Genomic DNA, 13,154 nt, shown 5'->3' with positions numbered 1-13,154 from the left:
AATATGACGAGCTGTTTTTTTTATGCTTCTTTTTGTTCATTATTATTCTTTTCAGTCAGTAAGTTGCTGTTGCGTCTAGAGTAGAAGAAATATACACATAGTCCAATGACAAGCCAAACGGCAAAACTTTTCCACGTTGTTGCAGAAAGGTTCATCATTAAATATAGGCAGCAACAAATTGCAACGATTGGTAGTATAGGAACAAAAGGGGCACGGAAGCCTCTTTTTAAATTTGGATGTGTTTTTCGTAAGATGAGTACAGCGCAGCAAACAAATACAAAGGCTGTTAATGTACCGATATTCACTAAATTTGCAAGTAGATGTAAATCTAGTAATCCTGCTAATAAAGCTGCTGCGATTCCAGTAATCCATGTGTTAAATAAAGGGATTTTTACCCTTTGATTGACTCGAGATAACGCTTTTGGAAGTAGACCGTCACGGCTCATTGCATAAGAAACGCGAACTTGTCCATACATAACAACTAAAAGAACAGTCGTCATTCCTGTCATTGCTCCGACGGCTAATAAGCCAGCAATTGTATCTTCACCAACGAAATGAAGCGCAAAAGCAACTGGGTCAGAAACATCTAGTTGTGTGTAAGGTACCATTCCTGTTAACACAAAGGATACAATCATATAGAGTGCCGTACAAATGAGAAGGGAGCCGATGATTCCAATCGGTAAATCGCGCTGTGGTTTCTTCGTTTCCTCCGCGGCTGTTGCGATAGCATCAAATCCTAAGAAAGCAAAGAATACAGTTGCTGCACCTGTAATGATTCCATCATATCCAAATGGTAAAAATGGTGTCCAGTTTTCAGGCTTAACATACTTTGCACCCGCTACGATAAAGGCAATAATTACTGCCAATTTAATTAATACCATAATGTTATTAATGCGAGCACTTTCGCGTACACCGAAACTAAGAAGCAGTGTAATTAAAAGTAAAATACATACAGCTGGTAAATCAATTATTCCGCCTTTTCCCACTCCGGGGGCCGAGGCAATAATGGCGGGCAGATGAATATTAAACCCGGAAAGTAAGGATTGTAAATACCCGGACCACCCTACGGCTACTGCTGCAACAGCTAGTAAGTATTCTAGCATTAAGCACCAGCCAACGATAAAGGCAACGACTTCTCCAACTGTCATATATGCATAGGTGTAAACGCTTCCTGACATAGGTATAGAAGAAGCAAATTCTGCGTAACAAAAGGCAACGCATGCACAAGTAAACGCAGCAATAAGAAAAGATAACATAATACCCGGACCAGAATGTTTGGCCGCAACAATACCTGTTAAGACGAAAATGCCTGTCCCAATTACAGCGCCGATCCCTAAAAAAGTTAAATCTAATGCGGTTAATGTTCTTTGTAATTGCCGTGGTGATTCAGTCGTAAGTGGTTTCTTTCGTAATAATGATTTCACTTGGACTCTCCTCTCATTCTTCGATCTTCACAACTGCGAATATAATATGAGCCCACTGAAAAATAGTCTATAAGTGAATAGAGGTACAGTTGTGTGCTTTTATCCCGCTTTAACGGACAGTAATACTCTCACCTCAAAATTCTGCGAAAGCAAAGAAGTTAGGCGGGAGATAAACTGCCCGTAAAAGCCCGATTGGTGAAGGCTAATAATCAGTGAGGGATGGAGAAAACCCCCACTGATTAAAGTTTCACTTTATAAAAAATATAGAATTGCTGTAGTCATTTTAATATAATTCAGAATATTTTGTCAAATAAAAAATATAACAAATAAAATCTTAAATGTAAGGAAAAACTACCATCAGAAATAGATGTATTTTATAAAGTAGGAGAAGATACTATGTTGTTTTATTTTGAACTTGTCGTTATTTTACTTTGTACGAAATTAGCTGGCGATATTAGTGTAAGGCTCGGTCAGCCATCGGTATTAGGTAAATTAATTGTTGGAATTATTATTGGACCTGCTGTCTTTGGAATTATTAATAGCTCTGAACTCATTGATGAACTGAGTGAGATTGGTGTTTTATTACTTATGTTTATGGCAGGGTTAGAGACTGATTTAGAAGAATTAAACCGTAATTTAAAATCTTCATTCGCGGTAGCGATGGGAGGTATCATTTTTCCTTTTCTCGGTGGGTATTTGGCTGGACTCGCATTTGGGATGTTACAATCACATGCCATTTTCCTAGGATTATTACTTTGTGCGACTTCTGTAAGTATATCTGTTCAAACATTGCGAGACTTGGGGAAAATGAACACAAGAGAAAGTACAACGATTCTAGGAGCTGCTGTATTCGATGATGTTATCGTTGTTATTTTATTAGCCTTTGTAATGAGTTTTTTAGGCACACAAGACGTGAGCATTACACTTGTCATCGCTAAGAAAATCATCTTTTTCGTAAGCATTGTTTTCATTGGCTGGAAAGTTGTTCCGTGGATTATGAAAATGTTGGTGCCGCTCCGTGTGTCAGAGGCGTTAATTAGTGCAGCACTTATTATTTGTTTTTCATTTGCTTACTATAGTGAACAAATGGGGATTGCTGGTATCATTGGTGCATTTGCTGCAGGGATTGCGATTTCACAAACAACATATAAACACGAAGTAGAACATAAAATAGAGCCGATTGCCTATGCGATTTTTGTACCAATCTTTTTTGTTAGTATCGGGATGGAGATTACATTTCAAGGTATTGGTAACCAAATTTGGTTTATCATTATAATGACGATCATTGCAATTCTTACGAAATTAGTGGGATCTGGATTAGGCGCAAGGTTAACAGGATTTAATTTGAAATCCTCCATTAGTATTGGGGCTGGGATGGTATCGCGTGGAGAAGTAGCACTTATTATTGCAGCAAATGGACTCACAGCGAATTTATTGGCGAAAGAAAATTTCACAGCAATTGTAATTGTTGTTATCCTTACAACGATTATTACCCCGCCATTATTGAAGAAGTATTTCGTATAAAGATAAAGAGTTATACCTGCTGAATAGTAGAACCTTAAGAAGAGCGAAATGTTCACTGGTCTATTTTTGGTAATTTTTATCATTTTAACCGAAAAGACCCCCTCCTCTAAACGAAGTGAAGGTGGAGGTAGTTCAAAAAACATTGCCTATGAAATAGGTAATGTTTTTTTCTGTTTCTCTAAAAAAAGAATTGACGAATAAAAAGAAACAATGTATTGTTTTGTCTTGTGAAAAAAAGTTTTATATAACAAAACAAAAGGAGAGTTCAGAATGAATCAATATATTGGTAATTTAATTATTCGTATCGTGTTAGGAGTTACGTTCTTTGCACATGGTTTAGCAAAGTTTCAATCAGGTATTGATAATGTAGCAGGTTGGTTTACAAGCATTGGCTTACCAGGCGGTCTTGCATATGGGGTTGCAACATTTGAATTAGTTGGTGGTCTATTATTAATCATTGGTTTAGGTGTTAGATATGTAGGATTATTATTTGCTCTTATCTTAGTTGGTGCAATTGTAAAGGTAAATGGAGCAGCTGGTTTATTAGGAGATGGAAAGAATCCTGGATATGAATTAGATCTAGCATTATTAGCAATGGGAGCTTATTTATTTGTTACAAAGGCAGAAGGGTATGTAGATCGTTTCCTAAAGGAAAAAGTAATGAAAACAAAATAATGATTATACAAAGTACTGTTCTTTTCGTAAGAAGATTTACGAAAAAGACGGTGCTTTTTATTTATCCCGCTATTCTAGGGCAGTAATGCTCCCACCTCAAAATTCGGCGAAAGCATTGTCCAGCTCTAGCGGCTAGAATCTCCGGTCGTTTCGCCCCCTCGGACGAGGCAAAAAGCGCCTCTCTGTCGGGTGCTCCAACGTCCTGCGATTCTGAGCGAGCCGCTTCCGCTTTTCTAAAGAAGTTAGGTGGGAGATAAACTGCCCGTAAAAGCCCGATTGGTGAGGGCTAATAATCAGTGGGGGATGGAGAAACCCCCCCACTGATTAAAGTTTCACTTTATTTTTTTAAAAAGTATTGACTTAGTATTCGGTTGTAACTATAATGATTACAACAGATTATTAAGCATGAAGTATAAGGTTGATAAAGAAGGTATATTTTTTTAATCCAGTTGTAACTATAAAAGTTACAACTGGATTAATCACAACAAGTGAGGAAATATAAAAAGATAATACAAGTATAAACCTATATAAATAAACGGAGGAAAGCACATGTCAAAATTACATTTAGAAGTCTTTACAGGATCTGAACAAGCATTTCAAGTTACATCAACAATTATTTATGGAGAGAAGGATGCAATCCTTGTGGATGCACAATTCTTATTAAGTGACGCACACCGTTTAACAGCTCAAATTATTGAAACAGGAAAGAACTTAACTCATATTTATATTACACATTTTCATCCAGACCATTATTTTGGATTGAATGTATTACAGGAAGCATTCCCGGAGGCAAAAATTGTAGCATTACGAAACACTGTAGAAGATATTCGCAATACATTTGTAAAGAAAGTGGAACAATGGAAACCATCTATTGGACATAATGTGCCCCATCAACCGATTATTCCAGAGGAGTTAAAGGAAGATAAGCTAATTTTAGAGGGGAACGAATTAATCATTAAAGGTGGTTTACAAGGTGACACACCTAATAACAGTTATGTATGGATTCCATCATTAAAAGCTATTATTACAGGAGATATTGTTTATAACAATGCATTCGCCTGGACGTTAGAAACAGATGCAGAAGCTCGTAATAAATGGTTAGAAACATTACAAGAAATTGAAAACCTACATCCAGAAATTGTTGTAGCTGGTCATCGTGATTATGATACACCAAATACAATAGAGGCAATTGAACATACTCGTAAATATTTAGTGGCATTCGATGAAGTTCTTGCGGGAAATCCTTCAAGTGAAGAAATTCAAACTGCGATGAAGGAACGATTCCCGCATGTTAAAGCATTAGAAATCGGACTGGTTTTAGCAGCAAATGCGTTTGGAGGAAAAGAATAATGGCACAAAAAACAAACTTAGAAATTATTCGAAGCACATATGAAGGACCATCTTCTTCAAATGCAAAACATTTAGCGGAAGCTCTTTCTGAAAAAGTAGAATGGACAGAGGCAGCTGGTTTTCCGTATGGCGGAACGTATATTGGTGTAGATGCAGTAATGGAAAATGTATTTAGTCGTTTAGGATCGGAATGGAATGATTATAAAGCGAGTGTAAATACGTACCATGAAGTAAAAGGAAAAGATGTTATTATTGCTGAAGGTGTGTATTCAGGAGTTTATAAAGAAACAGGAAAAGCATTTGAAGCAGAGTTCGTTCACGTATGGCAACTTGAGAATAGAAAAATCGTAAAGTTTAAGCAACATGTAGACAGTCATATTGTTCGTGAAGCGATGAAGGCTTAAAGTAGAATAGACAAACAAATGGAATCGACTGTTTGCAGGCGATTCCATTTGTTTATGTAACAATTAGAGGAGATATCAAAATACATAATATGAAAAAATGGATAATAGGGACGATTACGACTATCGTAATTGTAATGGGTGTTATATTTGGCGCTTATAAATTTCTTGAGTATGTCGAAGCAGAGGATAAACGTTTAAAGAAGCAGAAAGTAATTGCTCAAAAGGAAAAGAAGGTAGTGGAAGAAACGCCACAAGTTAGTGAAGATGAAATCATATCTACTATGCATAAGATGGTGCATCAAAAGGTAAAATCCTCTGAGAAATGGGGATTTATTGAAATGACACAAAAGGAAATTCGTAATGCAAAGAAAGCTGTAGAGAGCAGCAAAAATTTTAATTATAAATCAAAATTACTTTCCATTTTAGAACGCTGGGAAAGAGGGGATTTTTCGCAAACAGTTGAGGAACATAACTTTTTGTGGAAAATTCAAGGTGGGGATACTGGCAAGGCAACAGAACGTTTATCGCCAGCAGAAGAAAAAAAGTATGTGAAAGAGATGAAAGGTAAATAAAACCATCGTCATTGTTGCGAAAACAGTATCGGTGTATTTATTAAAGCACCATCATTAGAAATAATGATGGTGCTTATTTGTTAGGAATGCCTTCGTATTAAAGTACTACTTGGCTGATGGACAATGGTTTTGAAGTGAGAAAATAAATAACAGCCAGTCACAACAATCATAGTTCCAAAAATTTGTACCCAAGTTAGCTCTTCTCCTAAGAAAAGAAACGCTAAAATTGCAGTGAAAATTGGGTTGAAATTTAGAAAAATTCCTGATGTAGTGGCACCTAGTTTTTGAACACCAATATTCCAAAATACCATACAGACTACAGTAGAAATTAAGCCTGTATATAGTAGTGAAGTGACAAATGAAGCATTGATATGAGAGATAGTAAAGGTTGGTATGTTAAATGGGAGTAATATAATGACACCAAAGATACCAGAATATAAAGTTACCATCATCGGTGTAGTTGTTTTTGTTGCCCATTTACTACAAACTGAATAGATACCCCAAATACAGACTGCAGCAATCATCCATAAATCTCCGCTATTAAAATGTAATGAAAATAAAAGTGCGATATTTCCTTTTGAAAGGACGAGAATAACACCGAAAAAAGAGAGAATCATAGAAATAATTTGAAGCATATTTATTTTTTCTTTTAAGAATAAAGACGAAAATAATGCAATTGAAATCGCATTTAATGTGGAAATGAGTCCAACGTTCGTTGCTGATGTTTGCTCTAACGCTAAGAATTGAAAAATGTTAAAGAGAACAACGCCAGTGATTCCCATAAGTAGTAAGGGAAGAATGGCAGCACGCGGCGGAAGAAGTTTCTTTTCTTTAAACCAAACAATTGGCAGTAGACAAATAACGGCAATGATCCACCTTAAACTTGTGAGTGTCATCGGAGAAGCATGATCGACAAGTGATTTTCCGACAACAAAGTTTCCTCCCCATAATAAGCTTGTTAGTAATAATAAAAAGACATAAAAATAAGGCATAGTTTGGAACTCCTTTTATTAGTATTACAAATTAAAAAACTGACAAAAACCCTTTCTTTTTAGGTGGGAGAGAGAATCCGGCCATGCATAGAAGCGGTCAGAGCCTCTTTTAGCTCCATGCCAAGTAAAAACAAAAAGAGAAAACGAGTGCAGGTCTTTTTTTGTTTTTCATAGCAGTGACGTATATGGTGAAAATCTAAAAAGGATTTATATCATGTGAATTGTAAATAATTTTAGCATTTTTCTTGTTTATCTAATACGTTGTTTTGTATAATTAATAAAATTCAAAATAATATTCTGCAAATAATTATAATAACAAAATTTTATTCGAATTAATTGAGTTTATTATATGTTTTTTCGAAGAATCGTCGGTAAAGAAAAGGGGGATTTTTATGGAGTCATCTGTTATTAAAGTGTTAGATGATTTGGACGTACAAATTTTAGATATTTTACAAAAAGAGTCACAAGTAAGTAATGCCGAACTTGCACGTCGCGTTAATTTGTCGCCAGCTGCTATGCATGCTCGAATAAAAAGGCTGGACGGTGAAGGATTTATTGATAAGCAAGTTGCTATTTTAAATCAAGAAAAGCTTGGATTTGATTTATTATGCTTTATTTTTATGAGTACGAATATTCATCAGTCGGAAAAGCTTGAAGTGTTAGAAAGAGAATTAGAATCTATGCCTGAAGTGTTAGAATGTCATTGTTTAACAGGGGAGTACGATTATTTATTAAAAGTTGCAAACCGTGATCGAAAGGAACTTGAGCGTTTTATTAGAAAGCTGAATAAGCTGGGAATTACGCGCATACAGACTAGTTTAGCACTGCGTAAAATAAAATACTCAACAGTATTACCGATACGGAATTCAAAACTAAGTACTGAGTGAAATGAGTACTTGGTTTTTTTTGTGAAATTCAGAATAACGATTGACGAGAAGGAAAGGTGGTTGTATTATTATATAAAATTATGAATTAATATTCATTGGTAGTTATAAATATTTATATGTATTGTAAGGGGATAAAATATGGAAATTTCCAATGCGGTTACAAATGATGTGAAAGAGATTTATAACTTAATTGAAATATATTCAAAAGAGGGAGTTGTTTTACCGCGCTCTCTTTTGTCTCTCTATCAATATTTACAGTGCTTATATGTCGTAAAAGAAGGGGAGAAAATTTTAGGAGTTGCTGGTTTACATGTATTAGGGGAAGACCTTGCTGAAATACGGTCATTGGTTGTAGTAGATACATATGCAGGGAAAGGACTAGGGCGTATGTTAGTAAATCATGTAATGGATGAGGCTGCGAAAATAAAGGTGAAAAGAGTTATTTCCTTAACGTATCAAACTACGTTTTTTCAGAAGTGTGGTTTTGATTTTGTTGATAAAGAATCATTACCGGAGAAAGCATGGATTGATTGTAGACATTGTCCAAAATTTGATTGTTGTGATGAGGTAGCGATGATTCGGTATGTTGTATGAATGATAAAAGAGGGGGATCTCCCATGCCCATCAACTTAAGAATATTAACTACCCCTAAGTGTAAAAAAACACCACCCTTTCTGCATATTTCTACAAAAATAATAGTGTTTTTGTTGTTATATGAATACAAATTTATCCCGCATTAACGGGCAGTAAGACCCCCACCTCAAGATTCAGAGGGAAACGAGGAAGATAGGTGGGGGATCAACTGCCCGTAAAAGCCCGATTGGTGCGGGCTAATAATCAGTGGGGATGAAGAAAAACCCCACTGATTAAAGTTTCACTTTATCATAACTTGATGGTCTTGGTGTTATAACCCAAAATAGAACATGAAACACACCTTGATGATATAAACCAGACTTTATTATTGTTTTAGGATCTGGATTAATAGGAGATAAAATTCCGCCGCTATTAGGTTCTCGTTTAGATAAAGGTATGGGCGAATATATGAAGTATAATAAAGAACCTAAAATTATTGTTTCAGGCGGGCAAGGTCCTGATGAGTTAGTAAGTGAAGCTTCGGCGATGAAAAAATATTTGGTAAATAAAGGTGTGAAGGAAGAAGATGTATTAATGGAGGACGAGTCTAGGAATACATTACAAAATATGATGTTCTCTAAAAATATAATGGATAGTATAAAAGCAGATCATAAAAGTATTTTTGTAACAAATAATTATCATGTATTCAGAGCAAGTATTTATGCTAGACTAGCTGGCTTAAAATGTGAAGGGGTTTGTTCTAACACAGCAAAATATTATTTGCCTAGTGCTTTCCTCCGAGAGTATATCGGCATTCTAGTTATGTACAAATGGTGGCATATCACTTTTGTTTCATTCTTACTTTTGTTTATAATGATTTCTTCTTAAATTACTCACCACATTTTTAACCTCTAATTATGTAGTATGCAATATCCTCTTTTTATTTGGATCCTGCCCCATCAAGCTAAAGGGAAATTTTGTCCATAAAATATACGCTAAGCAAACATCTTATACCTCTTTTTTGTCTATTCTTTTATTATAAAAAAGCGGTTAATAATTTATTCTAATTATTACTAGAATAAAAGGGAAAGCTTTGCATATTATGCAAAGCTTTTGTCTTTATTTACTCACAAAATATCCAATTGTATAGATAATCCATAAGTGGACCGGATAGAAAATATAAAACATATATTTTGTGAATGCATTATTTAAGCCACGTTCGCCGTTATAGAGGAAAAGGAAAGGCAGAGCGAATACCATCATCCATTGGTTATTGTAACCGAATAGCCCCATATCCGTGAAAATTTCTCCACTCGTAATTAAAGTTGGAACATCGATTAATGAAAATAACGTATATGTGATAATTAACCAAGATTTTTTCTCTTTAAAGAAGTAGAAAATTAAAGTCATTACTACCCCAAAAATGCTTGCTTCTGTAAACATTCCTAACAATGCCGCAATAATAGCAGCTGGAATTCCTACTAAATAGTTCTTCGTGCGCTTTGTATAATCAATCGCTATTAATAAAACAATGCCTAGCCCTAACGACAAGAAAATATTATTTGATAATCTACCCTCTGTTGGGAAGATATATTGAATAAGCGCTGAACCTGCAAACATAATCGCTGCCCACATAAATACACGCGTAGCATACTTTTTACGATTTCGTGTATAGAAGAATCCTTCTACTACAAAATAGAAGAAAATCGGTGCTACAATACGTCCTGGATGATGCATCCACATTGGCATACCTGGAATATAAGTATACACGTGATCAATGACCATAAGGATCATTGCAAAAATCTTTAATTGAAAAGCATTTAACCTCATAAAATACAAAACCTCCACTTTACATGTTACTCAGATACTATTAATCTTCTAGAAACACTATTTTGTTTTCTTACATATACAATATACTTTCGTAAAGCCTCTATAATAAAAGTATCAATTATTTGTCCAAGAGGTTCTTTTATAAAGAATAGAACCTCTCGAAAAGTAAAACTTTGGGTAAACTTGCTATATTATTTTTAGATGAAGTATCTAAAACATCAAACGCATGCATTGTTAATTCATAAGTTTTTTCAAATAACTTCGTCGAATGATGAAAAAGCTTATCACAAATAGCAATAAAAATATTCCTACACCTATTGCTGTGACTCCATAAACCCCTGATGAAAAACGGTTACGCATTCCAAGCATGATTCCACATAGAATAATAGATGCAATTGTAAACGGGATAAAAATTAAAGTTGCTAACTCCTTGGTCACAACAGAAGCTAATTCTTTTACAGAAAAGCCAATTTTTCGGATTCCTGCATATTTTTCTTTTTCGCCTTCAAAAGACGTTTGCAGGTAGAAATAAAGAATGCTCATTGCCGCGCTCAAAAAGATAAGACTCAGCATGAAACCGATAAAGAATAAGAGACTAACAGTAGACTTCTCTGTACTGTATAAATTAATTTTTGAAAGAATTAGGTGCTCATTCTGTATCGTGGTAATTTTTGAGAAAATGGTTTCAGGTAAGTCGAGTTTTTCGGTCCAATTCTCAACCTCATAAGCAAATATTTTAAATACAGGATAATCGATTGTTTCATAGACCGCATCTGGGACGATATAGTACACCTTTTGGAAGCCTGAAGATAAAATATTTCGTTTCTCAAGGCCCGCATATTTAAGGTTTTCAAATGGGGAGTCATGAATAAATTCCGTACTTGGAAGGATATCTTTATTTCCTGCTGCAACATAGTACTCGTCATCCTTTAGTGAAATCACCTTATGAAAGCCAAGTGCATTATAATTCGAAACTGACATAAAGCCGATATTCCGTTGTTTATCTGTTTTAAACGCCGAATAATACGAATCATAGTTACCTTGCTTGGATAATGTAGCTTCAATGAATGCAATATCTTCCTTTTCAACTACCGGTGTATTTCCTGGGAGTGAGATATATTGGAAGCTGTATGGCTCGTTTGATTCTACTCTCGTATTTATATTGTAATAGGAACTGTACAATACGTTTGTACATACAAATACACCTAACAACAATACTGTTAATAAGTAGATAAGGTGGGCATGTGAGCGTCCTTTGGCTTTTATGTTCGAAACATAAAGCATATTTGTTTTTTTGTAGTATGACGGTCGTTTTTGTAATACACGAATCGATAACAACATTCCCTGCGTTATAATAAAATAAATGGCTAATAGCGAACTAACAAATAGTAAAATATAATGGATCGTTCCAGATGATTCAACCCAATTCATTTCTAATATGAGCGATAGTGCTAAGAATCCGCTCGTAATTGCGGATAGTAACAACTTCCATGGTGCAGGCGCTATTAACTTTTCCTGTGTTACATCTGCTTTTAACAGATGAACAGCTTCTTCTTTGTTAATAAAACGTGTTATAAATTTAGAAACGATAAAGAATAAAATTGCAAATAGAATAATCGTTAATGCGATAGCTTGTATTGGTATATACATACCAAAGCTACTCGCTTGTAACACTCTTTTGGTGACCATTAAAAACAATGGGGCGATTACAAGCCCAAGCACAATCGCTGTTATAATTGCTACACCAGCAATAAGCATATTTTCTCTGAACACCATCTTACGCACTTGCTTCATAGATGCTCCAGTAATCATAAAAATGCCAAGACTTTTCGTTTTCTTTTTCAAAAACGAAAACATCGAATAAATGATGAAAACGAATGAAAAAATATACACAATAAAGCTCGTAAGTATCATTACAAGGCTGAGTGTGCTCCCTGTTTGAATGATCGCCAGCATTGGATGAAATGCTACGATCGAAAATAAGAAAAATATCAAGATGGAAAATACACTGCTTAAAAAATAGGAAATATATGTCCATTTATCGCGCAAAATGTTTTGAAGGACAATATGATTAAAACTCATGCTGCCCACCACCTAAAAATGTAAGTGTGTCCATGATTTCCTGATAAAACTTCTTTTTATTATTACCTCGATGCACTTCATTATAAAGGATACCGTCTTTTATAAAGATAACGCGATGTGCAAAGCTTGCGACGTAGGCATCATGTGTCACCATTAAAATGGCTGTGTTAAAAGTCTTATTAATTGATTCAAACAATGTCATAACATCATTTACTGCTTTAGAATCTAGGTTTCCAGTCGGCTCATCAGCCAATAATAAACCTGGTTCATGAATTACAGCTCGCGCAATCGCCACACGTTGTTTCTGTCCTCCTGAAATTTCAAATGTACGCTTTTTTAAAATTCCTTTAATTCCTAAAAAAATTGCAACTTTCTCTAAACGTTTATTCATTTCCGTAGCGTTTACAGAGTCGAGTGTCAAAGGTAATAAAATATTTTCCTCTACTGTTAAAGTATGAACGAGGTTAAAGTCTTGGAATACAAACCCTAATTCTGAGCGACGAAACTTCGCTAGTTCATTGTCATTTAACTCATAAGGATTTTTTGAATTAATTGTAACTGATCCCTTAGTTGGGCGATCGATTGTTGAAATGCAGTTAAGAAATGTTGTTTTCCCGCTACCGGAAGGACCCATTACTGCAACGAACTCATTCTTGTCTAAATGAAAATCAATGCCTTTTAATGCTTTATAGGTAATTTCCCCTGTATATTCCTTTTGAAGCTCCTTTACATTTAAAATTGTGTTTGACATCAGTACTTCACTCCTTTGTATCTTTCGTTACTTTAGTATAAACGGGCCTTTTACTACCTAACATCTCTCAACGTGACAGCAATATGACAA

The 13,154-nt window shown here is 35.0% G+C and carries 13 protein-coding genes; 8 read left to right on the top strand and 5 right to left on the bottom strand.

Annotated features, from left to right (window positions below):
- Nucleotides 1-20: 20 nt before the first annotated feature.
- Nucleotides 21-1,424: a branched-chain amino acid transporter BcaP gene (locus Y7E_RS0120550; RefSeq protein WP_017153151.1), complete on the bottom strand. Its 1,404-nt coding sequence runs from the start codon at nucleotides 1,422-1,424 to the stop codon at nucleotides 21-23.
- Nucleotides 1,425-1,820: 396 nt separating this feature from the next.
- Here Y7E_RS0120550 and Y7E_RS0120545 point away from each other — a divergent pair, with 396 nt between their 5' ends.
- The 5 genes from Y7E_RS0120545 (at nucleotide 1,821) to Y7E_RS0120520 (ending at nucleotide 5,949) form a co-directional block, all read left to right on the top strand.
- Nucleotides 1,821-2,948 carry a cation:proton antiporter gene (locus Y7E_RS0120545; protein WP_017153150.1) on the top strand — a complete coding sequence of 376 codons (1,128 nt, stop codon included), beginning with the start codon at nucleotides 1,821-1,823 and terminating at the stop codon, nucleotides 2,946-2,948.
- Between the two features lie 270 nt (nucleotides 2,949-3,218).
- Nucleotides 3,219-3,623, top strand: coding sequence for a DoxX family protein (locus Y7E_RS0120535; RefSeq protein WP_017153148.1), 405 nt, complete (start codon nucleotides 3,219-3,221; stop codon nucleotides 3,621-3,623).
- A gap of 549 nt (nucleotides 3,624-4,172) precedes the next feature.
- Nucleotides 4,173-4,973: an MBL fold metallo-hydrolase gene (locus Y7E_RS0120530; RefSeq protein ID WP_017153147.1), complete on the top strand. Its 801-nt coding sequence runs from the start codon at nucleotides 4,173-4,175 to the stop codon at nucleotides 4,971-4,973.
- Nucleotides 4,973-5,377, top strand: a complete 405-nt coding sequence (locus Y7E_RS0120525; protein WP_017153146.1) for a nuclear transport factor 2 family protein — start codon at nucleotides 4,973-4,975, stop codon at nucleotides 5,375-5,377. The genes Y7E_RS0120530 and Y7E_RS0120525 overlap by 1 nt, the downstream gene beginning before the upstream one ends.
- Before the next feature lie 89 nt (nucleotides 5,378-5,466).
- Entirely contained in the window at nucleotides 5,467-5,949 is a 483-nt protein-coding gene (locus Y7E_RS0120520; protein WP_017153145.1) for a DUF6241 domain-containing protein, read from the top strand.
- Between the two features lie 80 nt (nucleotides 5,950-6,029).
- Here the strand turns inward: Y7E_RS0120520 and Y7E_RS0120515 are convergent, their stop codons facing one another.
- Nucleotides 6,030-6,941, bottom strand: a complete 912-nt coding sequence (locus Y7E_RS0120515; protein ID WP_017153144.1) for a DMT family transporter — start codon at nucleotides 6,939-6,941, stop codon at nucleotides 6,030-6,032.
- A gap of 392 nt (nucleotides 6,942-7,333) precedes the next feature.
- On the opposite strand from Y7E_RS0120515, the gene Y7E_RS0120510 reads away from it, so the two are divergent.
- The 3 genes from Y7E_RS0120510 to Y7E_RS30140 all read left to right on the top strand — a co-directional run bounded on the left by Y7E_RS0120510 (nucleotide 7,334) and on the right by Y7E_RS30140 (nucleotide 9,289).
- Entirely contained in the window at nucleotides 7,334-7,828 is a 495-nt protein-coding gene (locus Y7E_RS0120510) for an Lrp/AsnC family transcriptional regulator (protein ID WP_017153143.1), read from the top strand.
- A 138-nt stretch (nucleotides 7,829-7,966) separates the two neighbouring features.
- A complete protein-coding gene (locus Y7E_RS0120505; RefSeq protein WP_017153142.1) occupies nucleotides 7,967-8,422 on the top strand; it encodes an N-acetyltransferase in 456 nt (151 codons plus the stop codon).
- Between the two features lie 363 nt (nucleotides 8,423-8,785).
- A complete protein-coding gene (locus tag Y7E_RS30140; protein ID WP_313771943.1) occupies nucleotides 8,786-9,289 on the top strand; it encodes a YdcF family protein in 504 nt (167 codons plus the stop codon).
- A 231-nt stretch (nucleotides 9,290-9,520) separates the two neighbouring features.
- Here Y7E_RS30140 and Y7E_RS0120495 read toward each other — a convergent pair whose 3' ends face one another.
- From Y7E_RS0120495 to Y7E_RS0120485, 3 genes are all read right to left on the bottom strand, one after another.
- Nucleotides 9,521-10,231: a TraX family protein gene (locus Y7E_RS0120495; protein ID WP_017153140.1), complete on the bottom strand. Its 711-nt coding sequence runs from the start codon at nucleotides 10,229-10,231 to the stop codon at nucleotides 9,521-9,523.
- 234 nt (nucleotides 10,232-10,465) lie between these two features.
- Complete coding sequence (locus Y7E_RS0120490; RefSeq protein ID WP_017153139.1) at nucleotides 10,466-12,313, bottom strand: FtsX-like permease family protein; 1,848 nt, start codon at nucleotides 12,311-12,313, stop codon at nucleotides 10,466-10,468.
- The gene (locus tag Y7E_RS0120485) at nucleotides 12,303-13,064 is read right to left on the bottom strand and encodes an ABC transporter ATP-binding protein (RefSeq protein ID WP_017153138.1); all 762 of its coding nucleotides are present in this window, start codon (nucleotides 13,062-13,064) and stop codon (nucleotides 12,303-12,305) included. The genes Y7E_RS0120490 and Y7E_RS0120485 overlap by 11 nt, the downstream gene beginning before the upstream one ends.
- Between the last annotated feature and the right edge of the window lie 90 nt (nucleotides 13,065-13,154).

It is taken from the genome of Bacillus bingmayongensis (assembly GCF_000299035.1).
Classification (GTDB): domain Bacteria; phylum Bacillota; class Bacilli; order Bacillales; family Bacillaceae_G; genus Bacillus_A; species Bacillus_A bingmayongensis.
This window is presented reverse-complemented; position numbering and strand designations above follow the sequence as displayed.